The sequence below is a fragment of the Sphaerotilus uruguayifluvii genome (genome assembly GCF_013294065.1).
Lineage (GTDB): Bacteria > Pseudomonadota > Gammaproteobacteria > Burkholderiales > Burkholderiaceae_C > Sphaerotilus > Sphaerotilus uruguayifluvii.
Genome location: NZ_JABSNM010000008.1, coordinates 160,853 through 179,204 on the forward strand (window position 1 = coordinate 160,853; position 18,352 = coordinate 179,204).

Consider the following 18,352-nt stretch of genomic DNA (forward strand, 5'->3'; position numbering starts at 1 on the left):
TGGCGAGTGCGGCGTCCACGCCTTGCGCCAAGAGAAAAGCCCGCAGCAGGGCGGGCTCGATGTTGCGGTTGTCGGGGCGGTCGGACCAGCGGCCGAGGTAGGTGTAGGGGAGGGAGTCGGTGAAGATTCGGACGACACGGGCCTGGGTGGCCGACTCCTCCAGGTCATGGGTGTTCATCAGACAGGTTCCCCGGCGTCGTGTGGTTCTTGATGCGAGGGATTGTAGGTCTGACGGTGGTGCTGGCCTTATCTGGTGGCGATCAGTACCCAGACATCGGAGCCATCGTCCTGGGATGCGACATCCGGATATTTTCCCGCGTCCGCTTCCTTGAGTTTTTTGTCCCAGGTCGCATCCCTGTAGGAATCCACTGTGGTCTGGAATCCCCTGGCGTCGAAATATTCAGCGCGATCTTGCGCGCCACTCCTTGAAGCGTGGATTTCTATCTCGATGCTGTGTGGCATGACTAGCCTCGTCGTGTGAAGTGTTAAAGGGCGTCGAACAAGGGCTTGGCGGCGGATTCGTAATGGTCGGACAGGAAGGACCGCAAGTCCTGCTCATCTTGTGAGTTGATCACCCGTTCCTTGACTCCCGTGCCACCGAACTTGGCCTTGTCCGCGAGCGTTTTCAGGCTGTCTTTCGACAATACCTTATTCTTGTCGGTGACGGCATACATCACCCGATCGATCGCTGCGTCTTCTGCGGTGATTTTGGACCTCACGGCATCGGTCGCCTTTGGCGTGCTGGCGGTCGAGTTTTTCGATCCACCGGCCGTGTTGACGATCGACGATCCTTGTTCGGCCAGCACACGGGCCGCCAGACCGGTGGCAAAGAACTGGGCGAGCGCACCGCCTGCCGAGGCTTCCGGTTTTCCGGCCGCGGTGCCAGCAACACCCTTGCCTTCGCCGCTGAAGGTCGCCAGCACAGAATAGGTGTCCTCCGCGCCAGTCCCGTTGGTGCTGGTCGATCCCGCTTTTCCGGTGAACTTACAATCCATGACTTTAGGATCTTTCGATCCGGGAGTCACATTAACGGTATCGGGTGCTGTCGAATTTGAGCAGTCTGCCGGCAACATATCTGAAGACGTGTTCGATTTTCTGGTGTTGGCGAGCAATGGCATCCACACCGCCTCTTGGCGCTTGTATCCCAGCGTGACGCCGACAACGCCGGTGGGGTCTTGCGATACATCCAGTGCAATCTTGGTATTTGTTCCAAAAATTAGGGTATTGGTATGGTTGGGGGTGCTCTGGCACCCGCTGAGGACACCAAGTGCCAGCAGGATAGCGGAAGCGGGTATTTTCATGTGACGGGACATATTTCCTCCAAGGATCGGGGTGAGAAATAACAAGTCTTGTGCCGGATGAGGTCAGGGCTGGGTTTGCGCCTTGGGTGCCACCATGCACAGCCGATCCGGGCTGATCTGGTGCTGGCTCAACAGGTTTTTCAACTGCTCCAGGCTCTTGTCCGAGTCGATCCAGACAATCATCTGGCAGCGCGACGCATCGCCAATGAGGGCCGTGGTTTCATCGACCCACCCTAGCGTGCCGCCTCGTGGTGACACCAGCAGACCCAGACCTCGGGCCTTGTAGATCAACGAGCCTTTGCCTTCCGCCGTCAGGTTGCTGCTGATGTGGGTGAAACCGATGTTCCTGGCTACGGTGATTTGTGTGCCGTCGTCGCTGCGGACGTAAACCGTTGTGCAGCCGAAGCCACTAATTGTGAAAAAAATCAGTAAACCCCATTTTTTAAAAATATTCATGGATATTTGGCCTTGGGCAACTCGTAATGCGGCCCATCAAGGAATACTTTTTTTCCGGCTCGTTTGCGTCTGGCCGAGTAGTCCGCTACAAGATCCTCGGTATGATCATTGGAGCTGGTGAAATCGATATCCCATGCTCCACCCCAGCGTAAAGGAATTTCCAATTCTTTCGCTGCTGTTCTGACAGCGTCAGCAATACGGTAAATTGGATCCCATTCCCAACGGAGTTTGCCGTTGATGACGGGTACCAAGTCGACAGCATGACCCGTCAGATGCCTTGAATCCAAAGTCTGACTGGCACCAGCTCTGACCAGTTCCTTTTGTTCCTCCAATGTTCGAATTCCGTCATGAACGGCAAATTCTTCTGCTGACAGTTCAGCCGCACGTCGAATCACGGACACAAGGTCATCATGCACACCAGTCAGTTCTTTTAACGAACGCTCACTTAATTTGTAGGGCATGGAATTCTCTCCGGTGATTGTTTGAATGTGGGGCGTTACTTAATATGTCATTTCTTGTGCTGATCGGTAAGCTGCTTAACTATCTCTTTGTCTGAGATCATTATGGCGCTGAATGTTATATTTTTATCGCTCCGCACAAAACCAGGAAGGCAATTCTTGCTTGATGTCCCGCAAAATACATCAATGTGCTGACCTTTGATTGCGCCGCCTGTGTCTCCAGCAAAGAAATATCCGTCATGCTTTGCGGTTAAGCCTGTTGGTAGTTGAATCTCGATTCCGCGTGCCGTGGGGATATATATGACGCTGCCATAGGGGAGTGTCTTTCTGTCGACAGCGATTGTCCGAAAAGGAATCAGTTGATAACCTGTGATGCCATCGCCGTAAATGCCATTTGCCTTCGTGAAAAATGATTTTCCTGTTCTGGTTATCCATGGTTTTTTCAACGGGTCAATCCGCAAGACGGCGGCGCAATCCACATTATTTTTGCTGCCGATGCCGCCGTAATTTAGCGTCCGAGGTTCGCCGTTGAAGTCGACTTGTACAGTTCCTTCTATTGCAGCAAGGCACCAGTCCCTGGGTGAAACCTTGTCAGAAAGTGCTGTTCCGGTTTTGTCTTGGAATGGAATGCCGGTTGGTGTGCTGGGGGCCGCATGCACAAAGTAGTGGGTCGCCCAGAGTTGCAGTTGTTCGCCTGCCTCTGCCGAAGGTGGTGGCAACGAGAAGTCAGATGAGCTTTGTCCAGCACTTGTGGTTGCATGGGACAAGGTGATCGCAAGGCACAGATATTTCAGTATCGTCGACTGCATGATTATTGCTTTGGAATGGTAATTTAAGAGTGTTGGTTTGATGTGGCTTTGCCAACTGTCAATCGGCTCGCCACGGAGGAAATTCCCGGAACTTCCCCAATTGCTCAGAAAATTGCTTTTCAAGCTGGGAATACGATCCGGTCAAGCCGTACATCTCGGAAGAGACCCCCCATACCACGCGAGACCCTCTGATGATTTCCATGGTGTGCTCATCTAGCGCAACAGCGTCGACCTTTTGGTGGCGCTCTGACAATCGGCGAGGCAGTGACCACCGATCCCAGAAAACGGAACGTCCGTTCTGAATCAGCCGCCTTGCCAACCCGAATGCTTGTTCTGTGCCATCCTGGATTCTGTAACTGATGAAATCTGGGGCCATCTGCTCTATGGCTGTAGCGTGATCAATCAGGCAGCGTGGATTGAAAATTTCCCGAGGGAATCGCAGGGCTTGCCCTACGGTCTGTTGATTTGCACTGATCAACGGTTGTATTTTTCGAGCCGCGTTCGTGGTGCATATCCTGCTGACCAAGCTACTTGCGTCATAGAGCGGATACCACCTTGATTCGATGTCGGCATCAAATCGGTATCTTCCTAGCATGTTGTTGTTCTTGTCGATCTTTGCGACTTCTATTTTTCCGTCGAGAGATGGTGGAAAACTTCCCCAGGGACTTGAGAGTTGAGAAAATAACCATATGGTGTCTCCCTGCTCTATTTTGGGGGCTACTCCGGAATTGATGGCTATTGAGTGATAGACAGGGCTGATGAAGCCTTCTTCGGGGGATTGGTGTGCAGCGTATGCAGGTGAGGTTGGCGTAATATCATTGAGGCGCACTCTGCGCTTGACATAGTGTGCGAAGTGATGCATTTTCAGTTTGATGGTCGATTGTTATCTGAATCTGCCGAGGAGTGCTACCTTCGAATCTCGCCATATCTCTTCCGGACTGATGAACTTGTTTTCGTTGTAAGCGAACGTTCTTCCAGCCTTGAGAAAACACTCGTACACCAGTTCGGAGCAGATGTATTCGCGATCCCTCTCCAGCTTCCCGATTTTTAATGCGATCCGAGCTATGATTTTTGAAACTTCGTCCTTGTCATATGGCCTGGTAAGTTCGTCGATGCCGAATTTTGCGATTGGTGCGATTCCGGATGGAGCGAAATCATTGATCCTGGCCACCACGAGTCTGCCATCGTAAGGCGCTCCATTCTCATAGTCATCGGTGTATTTAGACAGAGGGGCAAAACGAACCCCCATGTCTTCAACGCTCTCCAGCAGCAGAACTCGGTCAATCTCCTCTATTTTGAAGATGATGCCGATGTGGCTCCATGGACTTTTGGTGATTTTTTGAATGGCTCTGGATACAAGATAATCTCCTGAGGCAAACAGAAGATCGCCTGTCCGGAGGCTTGCGCGAAGGATGAGGTAATCGGTGATTGGTAATGCAGATACTGCATTCTTGTTCATGTGGTCGGCCATGTTTTCTCCGTGTGTCGTATGTTCCAGAGAACCCATCTTGATCTTGAGCCGAGTGGAAAAGGCCGTCATCATTAATTTGTAGGATAAACCTCTGGACTCATGCCGTAAGCTCCCCCGTCAAGCAGACAGCTGATTCCCAGAGTCTGCAGCGGTTGTGGTGATCAATCGGCGCATGAACTGCCTGGGGGGCTTGCCGCTTTCGGTGGTGAAGTGGCGCATCAGGAATTCGTAGGCGTCTCCCAGCAGGTCATCGCCCTTGGCCCGGTTGCCGCTGAGATCCCGCCCCGGCGTGTTGAAGATGCCAATCAGGTTCGAGAGCCGATCGACCATCTTCATGGCCCTTGCCGAGCTTGTCCGGGTCGTTGAAGTCCACCAGCGTGATCACGCCCGTCAGGTCGTTCTCCCTGTCGCCCATGCGCGTCACCCTCTGGCTGTCCGGATCGCCTGCGTGCCGGTCGCTGGTGCACTTCATGGACAACAGCACCAGCGCCTGACACACCCCATCGGCCCTGCCGGTTCCGGCTCCCGCGGACGCGGGGCGGCGTGGGACCTGTCCCGAACGGTTGTTACGATGTGTGTCCCATTGTTTCAACCCGAAGATGTCCCGCGCCGCTGCCCCGCCTGCCGACGACGATTCCGGCTTTCCCGCGACGATCCAGGAGCCGCCGCCCGGTGCCGCGGCGTCTTCCGCCGAGGAGGACGACGACAGTCCGCTGTTCCGCCCCGAGGTGATGGCCGGGCGGCGTCCGCGTCTGGCCGGCGAGGTGCTGCTGGGCGCACGGCCGCTGTGGCACGCCGCCGTCTGGGGCGCGCTGCTGCTGGCCGGGGCGCTGGTGCTGCTGGTGGCACAGGGCAGCTACACCCGGCGCGCCACCGTCGGCGGCCAGCTGGTGCCGCTGCAGGGCGTGATGCGCATCGTCGCGCCGCAGGGCGCCACCGTCATCGAGCAGCGCGTGCGCGAGGGCCAGCCGGTGCGCCGCGGCGAGGTGCTCTACGTGCTGGGCACCGACCGGCCGGCCGGTGCCGAGCCGGCGGTCACCGGCCAGGCCGGCTACCAGGCGCAGATCAGCGGCAGCATCGCGCAGCGCCGCGAGCTGCTCGAGGCCGAGCGCCGGCGCACCGTCGAGTCGCTGGAGGCCGACATCGGCGCGCTGCAGCGCCGGGTGGCGACGATGGGCGCCGAGCGGGCGCAGATCGCGCAGCAGCAGGACGAGCAGCGCCGCCGCATCGCGCTGGCCGACGAGAGCCGCCAGCGCCAGCGCCTGCTGTTCGACCAGGGCCTGGTGACGCGCGAGGCCTGGCAGGAGCGCGAGCGCGATCTCTCCGACCAGCGCCAGCGCCTGCAGGGGCTGGTGCGCGACGCGCTGGCGCTGGCGCGCGAGCAGGCGCAGGTCGAGCAGCAGCTCGACCAGGCCCGCGCCGCGCGCCAGACCCGCGAGCAGTCGATCGAGCGCGAGCTGGCGCTGCTGGGCGAGCAGCTGGCCGATGCCGAGGCGCGCCGGCGCATCGTCATCACCGCGCCGCAGGACGGGCGCGCGACGCTGCTGCAGGGCGCGCCCGGCACGACGGTCGACGCGGTGCGCCCGCTGCTGGTGCTGGTGCCCGACGACGCGACGCTGCAGGCGGTGCTGTACGCGCCCAGCCGCACCGTCGGCTTCGTGCGGCCGGGCACGCCGGTCTGGCTGCGCCACGAGGCCTTCCCGTACCAGAAGTTCGGCCACCAGCGCGGCGAGGTGGTGGCGGTGTCGACCTATCCGGCCGGTGTCGACGACCAGCTCGGCCTGGCGGCCTTTGCGCCCGAGCCGGCGGGCGGCGCCGGCGGCGAGCCGCTCTACGCGATCACCGTGAAGCTGGCGACGCAGGTCTTTCCGCCGGGCGCCGCCGCGCCGCTGCGCCCGGGCCTGCGGGTGCAGGCCGACCTGATGATGGAGCAGCGCCGGCTGTGGGAATGGATGCTCGAGCCGCTGCTGACCGCGGCCAGGGCGGTGAAGGCGTGAGCGTGGGCATGGACATGAAGAACGACGCGTCGGGCAAGGCGCAGCTGCTGATCGACAGCCTGCGCATCGCGCTGGCGATGCGCTCGCGCGTGCCGGTGGTGCTGCAGACCGAGGCGGCCGAGTGCGGCCTGGCCTGCCTGGCGATGGTGCTGGGCCATTTCGGGGTGCGCACCGACCTGCTGGCGCTGCGCCGCCGCCATGCGGTGTCGCTGTCGGGCATGAGCCTGGGCGCTCTGGTGACGGTGGCCGCGGCCGAGCAGCTGGCCTCGCGCGCGCTGCGGCTGGAGGTCGACGAGCTGGTGCAGCTGCGCCGGCCCTGCATCCTGCACTGGGACCTGAGCCACTTCGTCGTGCTGAAGGAGGCCGATGCCCGCGGCGCGGTCATCCTGGACCCGGCGCGGGGCGAGCGCCGGGTGAGCCGGCGCGAGCTGTCCGAGCATTTCACCGGCGTGGCGCTGGAGCTGTGGCCGGCCGAGGGCTTCCGGCCGCGCAGCGAGCGCACCCGCGTCACGCTGCCGCGGCTGATCGGCCAGGTGCGCGGCGGCGGCGCGATGCTGGCGCGGCTGCTGGCGCTGTCGCTGGCGCTGGAGGTGTTCGCGCTGGCGCATCCGCAGTTCACCCAGTGGGTGACCGACCAGGTGCTGCTGTCGCGCGACCATGAGCTGCTGACGCTGCTCGGCCTGGGCTTCGTCGTCATCACGGTGACCGAGCAGGGCCTGGCGCTGCTGCGCGGCTGGCTGCTGGCGGCGGTGTCGGCCTCGCTGAAGCTGCAGTGGCGCAGCAATGTGCTGCAGCATCTGCTCGATCTGCCGGTGGCCTGGTTCCAGAAGCGCCACCTGGGCGACGTGATCTCGCGCTTCCAGTCGATCGACCACATCCAGCAGGTGCTGACCACCACCTTCGTCGAGGCCACGCTCGACGGGGTGATGGCGCTGTTCGCGCTCGGGCTGATGCTGATGTACAGCCCGAAGCTGGCCGGCGTGGCGGTGCTGGCGGTGCTGCTGTACGCGCTGCTGCTGGTGCTGATCTTCCGGCCGCTGCTGCGCGCGCGCGAGGAGGAGATCGTGCGCGAGGCCACCCAGTCCTCGCATGTGCTGGAGTCGGTGCGCGGCGTGCGTGCGCTCAAGTTCTTCGGCCGCCAGGTCGAGCGGCGCGCGCACTGGCAGTCGCTGCTGGCCGCGCAGCTCAACGCCGGCCTGCGGGTGCAGGCGCTGCAGCTGGTGCGCGTCATCGGCCGCAGCCTGTTCTCCGGCCTGTCGACGGTGGCCATCCTGTGGCTGGGCGCGCAGGCGGTGCTGGCGGGCGAGCTGACGCTGGGCATGCTGCTGGCCTTCACCGCCTACCGCACCCAGTTCGACGGCCGCATGACCGACCTGGTGATGAAGCTGCTGGAGCTGCGCCTGCTGCGGCTGGACGCCGAGCGCCTGGCCGACATCGTGCTCACGCCCACCGAGACCGAGGAGCAGGACGGCCGCGCCCCGCAGGGCCTGCCGCCGCCGGGCGCGGGCCGGCCGCTCGACATCCGCTGCCAGGGCGTGCGCTTCCGCTACTCCGACCACGAGCCCTTCGTCATCGACGGCCTGGACCTGGTGATTCCCGAGGGCCAGTGCGTGGCCGTCGTGGGGCCCTCGGGCGGCGGCAAGAGCACGCTGGTCAACCTGCTGCTGGGCGACCTCCGGCCGGTCGAGGGCGAGATCCGCGTCGCCGGCGTGCCGCTGGCGCGCATCGGCCGCACGCCCTGGCGCGCCTGCGTCGGCGCGGTGATGCAGGACGACGCGCTCTTCGCCGGCACGCTGGCCGAGAACATCGCCTTCTTCGACCCGCAGCCCGACCTGGAACGCATCGGCCTGTGCGCGGAGCTCGCGGCGATCCGCGAGGACATCGAGGCGATGCCGATGGGCCTGCACACCCTCGTCGGCGACATGGGCACGACGCTGTCGGGCGGGCAGAAGCAGCGCGTCCTGCTGGCTCGCGCGCTCTACAAGGGCCCGCGGGTGCTGATCCTCGACGAGGCCACCAGCCACCTCGACGTGCAGCGCGAGGCCGGCGTCAACGCCGCGGTCGCGCGCATGGGCATCACCCGCATCGTCATCGCGCACCGCCCCGAGACGGTGGCCGCGGCCGAGCGGGTGGTGGCGCTGGAGGGCGGGCGCATCGTCTTCGACGGGCCGCCGGCGGCGTGGCTGCGGCGCATGGGCACCGGGCGCTGAAAAAGGCAAAGGACCGCGATGGCGGTCCTTCCGGGGGAGTGTGCGGAATCGGCCCGGCGGTCCGGCCCGATTCGGCGGTTACATCAGCACTTCGGCTGCTGGACCGGCTTGCTCGGTGCGCAGGTGGTCGTCTGGACCGGTGCGCAGTAGGTCTTGACCGGGAACAGGCAGCTCAGCAGGCCGCCGAGGAGCCAGAGGGTGCCGCCGGAGACAGCCTTCAGTTCTTCCTTCTTCAGTTCACGCATGATCGTTCCTTCCGTGATGGGTGGGGATGACGAGGGATCCGGCCGGGATCTCGACACGACGGGTGCCGTGTTGCGTGAAGTATTTAACAAGTGGTTACATTGCGCAATGCGGGTGGCGGTATTGCGCCGCCCTTGTCAGGGCCGCTTAAGTCGGATGTCGGGTGCTCGGGATGCTCACCAGCTCGTGTCGGCCAGCCGGTGCGGATCGAGCACCGGCACATGCGAGCCGGTCATCTCGAGCGCGCCGGGCAGCACGTCGACGCGGGCGCTGCGGCTGGGCAGCAGCATCTCGCCGTCGACCTGAAGCTGCATCGGCAGCTCGCACTCGACGCGCACGCTGCTGGCCGGGCGGGCCGGCGGGCGCCGGTCCGGGCCGAACAGGCGCCGCCAGGCCGGGCGGGGCGGATCGCACAGCACATGCATCAGCTGGTCGTCGGCCAGCACCGGCAGCACCCGCTCGGGCGGATCGCCGTCGGCGATCGGAGGCGGCAGGTTGCAGATGCGCAGCCGGGTCGTCGGCGGGCGCAGCGCGAGGCGCCGCTGGTTGATCCACAGCACCAGCGGCCGGGGCGCCTCCAGGCGCACCAGGCCGGCGAAGTGCAGCATCGTCGCGTCGGTCTCGAGCAGGCCGATGTCGACCGGGGCGGTCGGTGCGTGCAGCGCGTGCATCAGCGCGCGGGTCCAGCCCAGGGTGTCGAGGTGCAGGCCCTGGCCGATCCGGTTGGCCTGGCCGCCCGGTACCAGACCCACCCGCAGGCCGCCCTTGAGCAGCGCCGGCAGCATCGCGTGCAGCGTGCCGTCGCCGCCGATCAGCGCGATCCGGGTGCGCGGGGCCAGGATGGTGAGCAGCGCACGCGCCTCGGTCACGCTGGGCGCCGACAGCAGCGGCACGCCTGGCGCATGCCGCGCCAGCCAGTCGCCGACCGGGCGGCGCAGCTCGCCGGCGCGCCCCTGCGCGGCCAGCGGGTTCAGCAGCACGACGGCCGGTGGCGCCACGGTGCTGCCGCGACGGCGGGAATCAGTAGCTGTAGACGCCGCGGCCGGTCTTGCGACCCAGCCAGCCGGCCGCCACGTATTCCTTCAGCAGCGGGCAGGGACGGTACTTGGAGTCGTTGAACTCCTCCATGTAGACGTTCATCACCGCCAGGCAGACGTCCAGGCCGATCATGTCGGCCAGCGCCAGCGGGCCGATCGGCTGGTTGCAGCCCAGCTTCATGCCGGCGTCGATGTCCTCCGGCGAGGCCAGGCCTTCCGACAGCACGAAGAAGGCCTCGTTGATCATCGGCACCAGGATGCGGTTGACGACGAAGCCCGGCGCGTTCTTCACGGTGATCGGCGTCTTGCCCAGGCGGGTGGACAGCTCGTGCACCGCGGCGTGGGTGGCGTCCGAGGTCTGCAGGCCGCGGATGATCTCGACCAGCGCCATCATCGGCACCGGGTTGAAGAAGTGCATGCCGATGAAGCGGTCGGCGCGCTGGGTCTTGGCGGCCAGCTGGGTGATCGAGATCGAGCTGGTGTTGGTGGCGACGATCACCTCCGGCGCCAGCAGCGCGTCGAGCTGGCCGAGGATCTTGATCTTCAGCGCCTCGTTCTCGGTGGCGGCCTCGATGACCAGCTGCGCGGCCTTCAGGTCGTCGTAGCTCGTCGAGGGCTTGATGCGGGCCAGCGCGGCAGCCTTCTGCTCGGCGGTGAGCTTCTCCTTCTTGATCAGGCGGTCGAAGCTGCCGGCGATCGTGGCCAGGCCCTTCTGGACTGCCGCCTCGCTGATGTCGACCATGACGACGTCGAGACCGGCCTGCGCGCAGACCTGCGCGATGCCGTTGCCCATGGTGCCGGCGCCGATGATGCCGACGGTCTGGATGCTCATGTGGGTGCTCCGGGAAAGGTGAAGGGAATGAAGGGGCTCGGACAGGGAGTCCGAAAAAAGAACGGTCGTTCGATTCTGCCTGAGGCCGCTCACGCCGGCCTGACGCGGGTCACACTTCTTAGAATCATGCCCTTGTCCGCGCCTGACCGCGAGCGTCGTGCGCACGCGGCCAGCGGACCCGATCACCCGTGCCCACCATGACCGACGCCCTCAACGCCCTGTCCAAATCGTTCGAACCGTCCCCCATCGAGGCCCGCTGGGCGCCGCAGTGGGAGGCCAGCGGCGTCTACGCGCCGACGCTCGACCCGAGCAAGCCCTCGTTCTGCATCCAGCTGCCGCCGCCCAACGTCACCGGCACGCTGCACATGGGCCATGCGTTCAACCAGACGATCATGGACTCGCTGGCGCGCTACCACCGCATGTCGGGCCACAACACGCTGTGGGTGCCCGGCACCGACCACGCCGGCATCGCCACGCAGATCGTCGTCGAGCGCCAGCTGCAGGGCCAGGGCGTCAGCCGCCACGACCTCGGCCGCAAGAACTTCGTCGCCAAGGTCTGGGAGTGGAAGGCACAGTCCGGCGCCACGATCACGCAGCAGATGCGCCGCATGGGCGACTCGGTGAGCTGGTCGCACGAGTACTTCACGATGGACGAGAAGCTCTCGAAGGTCGTCACCGAGACCTTCGTGCGCCTGCATGAGGAAGGCCTGATCTACCGCGGCAAGCGCCTGGTGAGCTGGGATCCGATCCTGAAGTCCGCCGTCTCCGACCTGGAAGTCGAGAGCGAGGAGGAGAACGGCAGCCTCTGGCACATCCGCTACCCGGTCGACGGCTCGGACGAGTCGCTGGTGGTGGCCACGACCCGCCCCGAGACTCTGCTGGGCGACACCGCCGTGATGGTCCACCCGGAAGACGAGCGCTACACGCACCTGATCGGCAAGCAGGTGAAGCTGCCGATCACCGGCCGCCGGGTGCCGGTGATCGCCGACGCCTATGTCGACAAGGAGTTCGGCACCGGCGTCGTCAAGGTCACGCCCGCGCACGACACCAACGACTACCAGGTCGGCCTGCGCCACGGCCTGCCGATGCTGACCATCTTCGACCTGGAGGCGAAGGTCAGCGCCCACGAGGCCGCCGACATCCCGACCGAGTACGTCGGCCTGGACCGCTTCGTCGCGCGCAAGCAGATCGTCGCTGCGCTGGAAGCCGACGGCCTGCTGGTGGAAGTGAAGCCGCACAAGCTGATGGTGCCGCGCTGCGCCCGCACCGGGCAGGTGATCGAGCCGATGCTGACCGACCAGTGGTTCGTCGCGATGACCAAGGCCGGCGCCAACGGCAAGTCGATCGCCGAGGAAGCCATCGAGGCGGTCGATTCGGGCGACGTCAAGTTCGTGCCCGAGAACTGGGTCAACACCTACAACCAGTGGATGAAGAACATCCAGGACTGGTGCATCTCGCGCCAGCTCTGGTGGGGCCACCAGATCCCGGCCTGGTACGGCACGGACGGCCAGCTCTTCGTCGCCCGCAGCGAGGACGAGGCCCGCGAGAAGGCCGCCGCCGCCGGCTACACCGGTGAGCTCAAGCGCGACGAGGACGTGCTCGACACCTGGTACTCGTCGGCGCTGGTGCCCTTCTCGACGCTGGGCTGGCCCGAGCAGACGATCGAGCAGGACCTGTTCCTGCCGTCCTCGGTGCTGGTGACCGGCTACGACATCATCTTCTTCTGGGTCGCCCGGATGATCATGATGACCAAGCACTTCACCGGCAAGGTCCCGTTCAAGCACGTCTACATCCACGGCCTGGTGCTGGACGCTCAGGGCAAGAAGATGTCCAAGTCCGAGGGCAACGTGCTCGATCCGGTCGACCTGATCGATGGCATCGCGCTGCCGGAGCTGCTGGACAAGCGCACCGTCGGCCTGCGCAAGCCCGAGACCGCCCCGAAGGTGCGCAAGGCCACCGAGAAGGAGTTCCCCGAGGGCATCCCGGCCTACGGCGCCGACGCGCTGCGCTTCACCTTCGCGGCGATGGCCACGCTGGGTCGCTCGGTCAACTTCGACTCCAAGCGCTGCGAGGGCTACCGCAACTTCTGCAACAAGCTGTGGAACGCCACCCGCTTCGTGCTGATGAACACGGAGGGGCAGGACTGCGGCCTGAAGGACCACACCGCCGAGGAATGCGCCACCGGCGCCTACCTGCGCTTCAGCCCGGCCGACCGCTGGATCACCGGCGAGCTGCAGCGCGTCGAGCATGCGGTCGCGCAGGGCTTCAAGGACTACCGCCTCGACAACGTCGCCAACGCGATCTACCAGTTCGTCTGGGACGAGTACTGCGACTGGTACCTGGAGATCGCCAAGGTCCAGCTGCAGGTGGCCAAGGACGCCGGCGACGAGGCCTCGGCGCGCGCGACCCGCCGCACGCTGATCCGCGTGCTGGAGACGACGCTGCGCCTGCTGCACCCGGTGGCGCCCTTCATCACCGCCGAGCTGTGGAACGGCGTGGCGGTGGTGGCCGGCCGCAAGGCGGCGGACGCCGCCGACTCGATCGTGACCGCGGCCTACCCGGTGGCGGTGCTGGAGAAGGTCGATCCGGCCGCCGACGCCTGGGTCGCGCGCCTGAAGGAGATCGTCGGCGTGGTGCGTGCGCTGCGCAGCGAGATGAACCTGTCGCCGGCCGAGCGCGTGCCGCTGCTGACCTGCGGCGACGCCGACTTCGTGGCCTCGGCCGCGCCGGTGATCCGCGCGCTGGCCAAGCTGGCCGAGGTGCAGGTCATCACCGACGAGGCCGCCTTCGCCGAGGCCAGCGCGCTGGCGCCGGTGGCGGTGCAGGGCGCGGCGCGCCTGGCGCTGAAGGTGGAGATCGACGTCGAGGCCGAGCGTGTGCGCCTGGGCAAGGAAGTCGCCCGCCTGAGCGGCGAGATCGCCAAGGCCCAGGCCAAGCTGGCCAACGAGAGCTTCGTGGCGCGCGCGCCGGCGGCCGTCGTCGAGCAGGAGCGCGCGCGGATCGCCGCGTTCAGCGAGACGCTGGCGAAGCTGCAGTCGCAGCTGCAGCGCCTCGGCTGAGGCCGGCGCCGCTGCCGCCGATCGGCGGCAGCACCAGCTCGTCGAGCTCGGCCGGCATCGTGACCACCCGGTCGCCGGCCGGCAGCTGCTTCAGGATCTCGTCGATCCGGCGCGCCACGCCCCAGGCGCTGCGCAGCCGCGCCTCGCGGGTGTAGGACGCCAGCCGCGGCGTCAGCACCAGGCCGCGCACCCCGTGCAGCGGATGACCCTCGCCGCGCACCTCCGGCCCGGCCTGGTCCATCCAGGCGGCGGTCAGGCGGCCGCTGCGCAGCACCCGAGCCAGCGCCGCCGCATCGAACAGGTCCAGCGGCGAGACGCTCGCCAGCACCAGCCCGGGCCGGCAGCCCGCCAGCACCCGCTCGCCCAGCAGGCGCGCATAGCGCGGGAAGAAGTCGAGCTGCACGCTGACCGCGTCGCAGCCGGCGAACAGCTCCGGCAGCGCGACCGGGCGCACGCCCCAGCGGGCCCAGTGCGCGCTGCCGGCGTGCAGCGCCGGGTCGTAGCCGACCACCGTCGTGCCCAGCGCCTGCAGCAGCCGCGCCAGCCGGCGTGCGGTCGCGCCCATGCCGACCAGCCCGACGGTGCTGTGGCCGAGCTCGCGTCCGCCCACCGGCGCATGCTCGCGCGGATCGGGACGCAGCAGCGACATCAGCGCGCCGAGCAGGAATTCCGCCTCGGCCGGCGCCGCCGCGTCCGCGCAGCGCACCACCTCGACCTGCGCGCGTGCGCAGGCGGCGAAGTCGATGTGCTCCGCCCCGCCGACGACGCGGCCGACCGCACGCAGCTTCGGCGTGCGCAGCAGCAGCCGGCGGTCGATCGCGACCGAGGCCGGCAGCATGGCCGCGCGAGCCTGCGGCAGCAGGTCCATCAGCACGCGCGGGTCGTCGGCCAGGCGCGGGGCGTGGAAGACCTGATGTCGATCCTCGAGCCAGCGCAGCACCTCGGGTTCGAGCGGTTCGGCAACAAGCAGGTCCATGTAAATGCGGCAAAACGTGACGGATCGGTGAGCTTCGATGTTAATCAGTAGCCGGATGTATTACGGTCCCCTGATCGGGCGTGGAGATGTCACTATCTCGTGCCAGAATTGATCGAGAAGACGGGCTTTTGCCGTCCATTCAACAACTTTGGCGTCCCGGACAACGTTCCAGTTCCTTAGGGGGATCCTTCGCTTATGCAACTCGTCAAGAAAGCCATCTTTCCGGTCGCCGGTCTCGGCACCCGTTTCCTGCCCGCCACCAAGGCTCAGCCCAAGGAGATGATGCCGGTCGTCGACAAGCCGCTGATCCAGTACGCGGTGGAGGAGGCCTACGCTGCGGGCGTGCGCGAGATGATCTTCGTGACGGGCCGCCACAAGCGCGCGATCGAGGACCATTTCGACATGACCTACGAACTGGAGGTCTCGCTCGAGAACGCGCAGAAGCACGAGCTGCTGAAGGTGGTGCGCAGCATCAAGCCGAAGGACATGGAGTGCATCTACGTGCGCCAGGCGCAGGCGCTGGGCCTGGGCCACGCGGTGCTGTGCGGCCAGCGGCTGGTCGGCAACGAGCCCTTCGCGGTGCTGCTGGCCGATGACCTGATGATCGGCGAGCCGCCGGTGCTCAAGCAGATGGTCGACCAGTTCAACGACTGGCGCGCCTCCATCCTGGCGGTGCAGGAAGTGCCGGCCGAGCACACCAAGCGCTACGGCATCGTCGCCGGCACGCTGGTCAACGATCACCTGATGGATGTCAGCAACATCGTCGAGAAGCCGGACCCCGAGGTCGCGCCGTCGCGCTGGGGCGTGGCCGGCCGCTACATCCTGACGCCGGGCGTGTTCCACGAGATCGCCACCCAGCCGCGCGGCGTCGGCGGCGAGATCCAGCTGACCGACGGCATCGCCGCGCTGCTGCGCCGCGAGAAGGTCTTCGCCTACCGCTACGACGGCCGCCGCTACGACTGCGGCAGCAAGGACGGCTTCCTCGAGGCCAACGTCGAGCTGGCGCTGCGCCACCCCGAGCTGGGCAAGGGCTTCCGCGACTACCTGCGCAATCTCGAGATCTGAGGATCGCCGGGCCCTCGGGCCCGGTCGCGGCTGCCTGCGGCGCGCGCTCAGCGCCGCCGCAGCAGATGCACCATCTCGCCGTCGTCCAGCGTCTGCTGGGCCAGCAGCGCGTTGCCGGTCTGGCGGCTGAAGGCCTGGAAGTCGCGCAGCGAGCCGGGGTCGGTCGCCCGCACCTTCAGCACCTGGCCGCTGTCCATGTCGGCCAGCGCCTTCTTGGCCTTCAGGATCGGCAGCGGGCAGTTGAGGCCGCGCGCGTCGACCTCGCGGTCGGCGGCGGGCAGGGTGGTGTCATCGGTGTTCATCGGTGGCCTTCTCGTCTCGATCTGCCACCGATTCTAGTTCGCGGGCTCAGCCGTGCCGCGCCACCAGCGCCTGCTGCGCGCTGAGGCCGTCCTCGCCGGCGCGGCGGTAGCGCCCGTCGGCGCCGAGCAGCCAGGCGTCGCGGCCGTCGTGCAGATAGGGCACCAGGCATTCGTCGATGACCCGCTGGCGCAGCGCCGGATCGCGCACCGGCCAGGCGATCTCGATGCGGCGCAGCATGTTGCGGCTCATCCAGTCGGCGCTGCTGAGGTAGAGCGCCTCGTCGCGCTCGCTCTCGCCCCAGCGGAAATACAGCACCCGGGTGTGCTCGAGAAAGCGCCCGACCACCGAGCGCACGCGGATCCTCTCGCTCAGGCCCGGCACGCCCGGCGGCAGCATGCAGGCGCCGCGCACGATCAGGTCGATCTCGGCGCCGGCCTGGCCGGCCGCGACCAGCGCCTCGATCAGCACCGGATCGGTCAGCGCGTTGAACTTGGCGACGATGCGCGCCGGCCGTCCCGCCCGCGCCGCGCCCGCCACCTTCTGCATCAGCTCGACCAGCGTCGACTGCAGGTCGAAGGGCGCCACCAGCAGCCGCTTCGTGTGGTCGAGCGGATTGAGGCTGGCGAGATGGCGGAAGACCGCATCGGCGTCGGCGGTGATCTCCGGGTCGGTCGTCAGGAAGCCCAGGTCGGTGTAGAGCCGCGCGGTCTTGGAGTTGTAGTTGCCGGTCGACAGGTGGGCGTAGCGCACCATGTGGCGGCCCTCCTTGCGGGTGGCCAGCAGCAGCTTGGCGTGCGTCTTCAGTCCGACGATGCCGTAGACCACCTGCACGCCGACGCGCTCGAGCCGCTCGGCCCAGTTGATGTTGGCCTCCTCGTCGAAGCGCGCCTTCAGCTCGACCACCGCCAGCACTTCCTTGCCGCGGCGCGCCGCCTCGATCAGCAGCTCCATCAGCACCGACTCGGTGCCGGTGCGGTAGATGGTCTGCTTGATCGCCAGCACCTTCGGGTCCTCGACCGCCTCGCGCAGGAACTTCACCACCGGGTCGAAGGACTCGAAGGGCTGGTGCAGCAGGATGTCGCGCTCGGCCATGCAGTCCATGACGCGCCGGCTGCGCGGCAGCTGCGCGGCCGGCCAGGTCGGCTCGTGCGGCGCGAAGCGCAGCTTCGGCGCGACCGCCAGGTCGATCAGCGTGTTCATGCGCACCAGGTTGACCGGGCCGTTGACCCGGTAGAGCGCGGCCGGCGGCAGGTCGAACTGGTTCAGCAGGAACTGCGCGAGCTCGGGCGGGCAGGTGTTGACCACCTCCAGGCGGATCTCGCGGCCGTAGTGGCGGGTGGTGAGCTCGCTGCGCAGCGCCTGGCGCAGGTTGGTGACGTCGTCCTCGTCGACATCGAGGTCGGAGTCGCGGGTCACGCGGAACTGCGAGAAGGCCAGCACCTGGCGGCCGGGAAACAGCTCGGCCAGATGGGCGCGGATCACGCTGGTCAGCATCACGAAGGCCTGGCGGCCCTCGGCGACGCGCTCGGGCAGGCGGATGATGCGCGGCAGCACCCGCGGCACCTTGATGATGGCGATCGAGTTCTCGCGGCCGAAGGCGTCGGCGCCGGCGAGCTGCGCGATGAAGTTCAGCGACTTGTTGGCGACCTGCGGGAAGGGATGCGCCGGGTCCAGCCCGAGCGGCATCAGCAGCGGCTGCACCTCGCGGTGGAAGAACTGCGAGACCCACTGGCGCTGCGCCTCGGTGCGGTCGGCGTGGTTGACGATGGCGATGCGCTCGGCCGCCAGCGCCGGCATCACTTCCTCGTTGAAGACGCGGTACTGCTCGTCGATCAGCGCGTGCGCCTCGACGACCACCCGGGCCAGGTCCTCGTCGTCGTCGAGCTCGTCGGTCAGGCGCGCGGCCTCCAGCGCGTCGGCGAAGCGCACCTCGAAGAACTCGTCCATGTTCGACGAGACGATGCAGATGTAGCGCAGCCGCTCGAGCAGCGGCACGTCCGTGCGCCGGGCCTGCGCCAGCACGCGCCGGTTGAATTCGAGGATCGAGCGCTCGCGGTTGAGCAGCGTCAGGGCGGGAACGGTCGGCGACGAGTCAGGCATCGGGCCATGCTAGGCGGCCCGTGTGACAGGTCCGT

General features: G+C 66.0%; 18 protein-coding genes. 4 read left to right on the forward strand and 14 right to left on the reverse strand.

Features of this window, described 5'->3' with window-relative positions; genetic code table 11:
* Positions 1–246: 246 nt before the first annotated feature.
* The 8 genes from HNQ01_RS10905 to HNQ01_RS10940 form a co-directional block, all read right to left on the reverse strand.
* Positions 247–462: a hypothetical protein gene (locus HNQ01_RS10905; RefSeq protein WP_173805458.1), complete on the reverse strand. Its 216-nt coding sequence runs from the start codon at positions 460–462 to the stop codon at positions 247–249.
* A gap of 23 nt (positions 463–485) precedes the next feature.
* A complete protein-coding gene (locus HNQ01_RS10910; protein WP_173805459.1) occupies positions 486–1,346 on the reverse strand; it encodes a hypothetical protein in 861 nt (286 codons plus the stop codon).
* Positions 1,347–1,364: 18 nt separating this feature from the next.
* Positions 1,365–1,757, reverse strand: a complete 393-nt coding sequence (locus HNQ01_RS10915; RefSeq protein WP_173805460.1) for a hypothetical protein — start codon at positions 1,755–1,757, stop codon at positions 1,365–1,367.
* The gene (locus tag HNQ01_RS10920) at positions 1,754–2,218 is read right to left on the reverse strand and encodes a M15 family metallopeptidase (protein WP_173805461.1); all 465 of its coding nucleotides are present in this window, start codon (positions 2,216–2,218) and stop codon (positions 1,754–1,756) included. The genes HNQ01_RS10915 and HNQ01_RS10920 overlap by 4 nt, the downstream gene beginning before the upstream one ends.
* A gap of 47 nt (positions 2,219–2,265) precedes the next feature.
* Positions 2,266–3,024: a 3D domain-containing protein gene (locus tag HNQ01_RS10925; protein ID WP_173805462.1), complete on the reverse strand. Its 759-nt coding sequence runs from the start codon at positions 3,022–3,024 to the stop codon at positions 2,266–2,268.
* Positions 3,025–3,082: 58 nt separating this feature from the next.
* Complete coding sequence (locus tag HNQ01_RS10930) at positions 3,083–3,886, reverse strand: hypothetical protein (protein WP_173805463.1); 804 nt, start codon at positions 3,884–3,886, stop codon at positions 3,083–3,085.
* A 21-nt stretch (positions 3,887–3,907) separates the two neighbouring features.
* Positions 3,908–4,495 carry a YiiX/YebB-like N1pC/P60 family cysteine hydrolase gene (locus HNQ01_RS10935; protein ID WP_217427494.1) on the reverse strand — a complete coding sequence of 196 codons (588 nt, stop codon included), beginning with the start codon at positions 4,493–4,495 and terminating at the stop codon, positions 3,908–3,910.
* Positions 4,496–4,612: 117 nt separating this feature from the next.
* Positions 4,613–4,831, reverse strand: a complete 219-nt coding sequence (locus HNQ01_RS10940) for a hypothetical protein (protein ID WP_173805465.1) — start codon at positions 4,829–4,831, stop codon at positions 4,613–4,615.
* A 263-nt stretch (positions 4,832–5,094) separates the two neighbouring features.
* Between HNQ01_RS10940 and HNQ01_RS10945 the strand changes: the two genes are divergently transcribed.
* The gene (locus HNQ01_RS10945; protein ID WP_173805466.1) at positions 5,095–6,492 is read left to right on the forward strand and encodes an HlyD family secretion protein; all 1,398 of its coding nucleotides are present in this window, start codon (positions 5,095–5,097) and stop codon (positions 6,490–6,492) included.
* Between the two features lie 8 nt (positions 6,493–6,500).
* Positions 6,501–8,702, forward strand: coding sequence for a peptidase domain-containing ABC transporter (locus tag HNQ01_RS10950; protein ID WP_217427495.1), 2,202 nt, complete (start codon positions 6,501–6,503; stop codon positions 8,700–8,702).
* Between the two features lie 83 nt (positions 8,703–8,785).
* On the opposite strand, the gene HNQ01_RS10955 is transcribed toward HNQ01_RS10950, so the two are convergent.
* The 3 genes from HNQ01_RS10955 to HNQ01_RS10965 all read right to left on the reverse strand — a co-directional run bounded on the left by HNQ01_RS10955 (position 8,786) and on the right by HNQ01_RS10965 (position 10,814).
* Positions 8,786–8,947, reverse strand: a complete 162-nt coding sequence (locus HNQ01_RS10955) for a hypothetical protein (RefSeq protein WP_173805467.1) — start codon at positions 8,945–8,947, stop codon at positions 8,786–8,788.
* Between the two features lie 174 nt (positions 8,948–9,121).
* Positions 9,122–9,943 (reverse strand): diacylglycerol/lipid kinase family protein, encoded by an 822-nt coding sequence (locus tag HNQ01_RS10960; protein ID WP_173805468.1) that lies wholly within the window; start codon positions 9,941–9,943, stop codon positions 9,122–9,124.
* A gap of 22 nt (positions 9,944–9,965) precedes the next feature.
* Positions 9,966–10,814: a 3-hydroxybutyryl-CoA dehydrogenase gene (locus HNQ01_RS10965; protein WP_173805469.1), complete on the reverse strand. Its 849-nt coding sequence runs from the start codon at positions 10,812–10,814 to the stop codon at positions 9,966–9,968.
* A gap of 197 nt (positions 10,815–11,011) precedes the next feature.
* Here HNQ01_RS10965 and HNQ01_RS10970 point away from each other — a divergent pair, with 197 nt between their 5' ends.
* Positions 11,012–13,873, forward strand: coding sequence for a valine--tRNA ligase (locus tag HNQ01_RS10970; RefSeq protein ID WP_173805470.1), 2,862 nt, complete (start codon positions 11,012–11,014; stop codon positions 13,871–13,873).
* On the opposite strand, the gene HNQ01_RS10975 is transcribed toward HNQ01_RS10970, so the two are convergent.
* Entirely contained in the window at positions 13,824–14,849 is a 1,026-nt protein-coding gene (locus HNQ01_RS10975; RefSeq protein WP_173805471.1) for an NAD(P)-dependent oxidoreductase, read from the reverse strand. The genes HNQ01_RS10970 and HNQ01_RS10975 overlap by 50 nt on opposite strands.
* A 195-nt stretch (positions 14,850–15,044) precedes the next feature.
* Between HNQ01_RS10975 and galU the strand changes: the two genes are divergently transcribed.
* A complete protein-coding gene (gene galU, locus HNQ01_RS10980) occupies positions 15,045–15,914 on the forward strand; it encodes a UTP--glucose-1-phosphate uridylyltransferase GalU (protein WP_173805472.1) in 870 nt (289 codons plus the stop codon).
* A 47-nt stretch (positions 15,915–15,961) separates the two neighbouring features.
* Here galU and HNQ01_RS10985 read toward each other — a convergent pair whose 3' ends face one another.
* Both HNQ01_RS10985 and ppk1 read right to left on the reverse strand, forming a co-directional pair.
* Complete coding sequence (locus tag HNQ01_RS10985) at positions 15,962–16,216, reverse strand: sulfurtransferase TusA family protein (protein WP_149502444.1); 255 nt, start codon at positions 16,214–16,216, stop codon at positions 15,962–15,964.
* Positions 16,217–16,262: 46 nt separating this feature from the next.
* Positions 16,263–18,317 carry a polyphosphate kinase 1 gene (ppk1, locus tag HNQ01_RS10990; RefSeq protein WP_173805473.1) on the reverse strand — a complete coding sequence of 685 codons (2,055 nt, stop codon included), beginning with the start codon at positions 18,315–18,317 and terminating at the stop codon, positions 16,263–16,265.
* Positions 18,318–18,352: the final 35 nt, after the last annotated feature.

Bases quoted from the DNA above. Each gene is read 5' to 3' on its own strand.
- HNQ01_RS10905 (WP_173805458.1), bottom strand. From the start codon at position 462: ATGCCACACAGCATCGAGATAGAAATCCACGCTTCAAGGAGTGGCGCG.
- HNQ01_RS10915 (WP_173805460.1), bottom strand. From the start codon at position 1,757: ATGAATATTTTTAAAAAATGGGGTTTACTGATTTTTTTCACAATTAGT.
- HNQ01_RS10920 (WP_173805461.1), bottom strand. From the start codon at position 2,218: ATGCCCTACAAATTAAGTGAGCGTTCGTTAAAAGAACTGACTGGTGTG.
- HNQ01_RS10925 (WP_173805462.1), bottom strand. From the start codon at position 3,024: ATGCAGTCGACGATACTGAAATATCTGTGCCTTGCGATCACCTTGTCC.
- HNQ01_RS10930 (WP_173805463.1), bottom strand. From the start codon at position 3,886: ATGCATCACTTCGCACACTATGTCAAGCGCAGAGTGCGCCTCAATGAT.
- HNQ01_RS10935 (WP_217427494.1), bottom strand. From the start codon at position 4,495: ATGGCCGACCACATGAACAAGAATGCAGTATCTGCATTACCAATCACC.
- HNQ01_RS10940 (WP_173805465.1), bottom strand. From the start codon at position 4,831: ATGAAGATGGTCGATCGGCTCTCGAACCTGATTGGCATCTTCAACACG.
- HNQ01_RS10945 (WP_173805466.1), top strand. From the start codon at position 5,095: ATGTCCCGCGCCGCTGCCCCGCCTGCCGACGACGATTCCGGCTTTCCC.
- HNQ01_RS10950 (WP_217427495.1), top strand. From the start codon at position 6,501: ATGGACATGAAGAACGACGCGTCGGGCAAGGCGCAGCTGCTGATCGAC.
- HNQ01_RS10955 (WP_173805467.1), bottom strand. From the start codon at position 8,947: ATGCGTGAACTGAAGAAGGAAGAACTGAAGGCTGTCTCCGGCGGCACC.
- HNQ01_RS10965 (WP_173805469.1), bottom strand. From the start codon at position 10,814: ATGAGCATCCAGACCGTCGGCATCATCGGCGCCGGCACCATGGGCAAC.
- HNQ01_RS10970 (WP_173805470.1), top strand. From the start codon at position 11,012: ATGACCGACGCCCTCAACGCCCTGTCCAAATCGTTCGAACCGTCCCCC.
- HNQ01_RS10975 (WP_173805471.1), bottom strand. From the start codon at position 14,849: ATGGACCTGCTTGTTGCCGAACCGCTCGAACCCGAGGTGCTGCGCTGG.
- galU (WP_173805472.1), top strand. From the start codon at position 15,045: ATGCAACTCGTCAAGAAAGCCATCTTTCCGGTCGCCGGTCTCGGCACC.
- HNQ01_RS10985 (WP_149502444.1), bottom strand. From the start codon at position 16,216: ATGAACACCGATGACACCACCCTGCCCGCCGCCGACCGCGAGGTCGAC.
- ppk1 (WP_173805473.1), bottom strand. From the start codon at position 18,317: ATGCCTGACTCGTCGCCGACCGTTCCCGCCCTGACGCTGCTCAACCGC.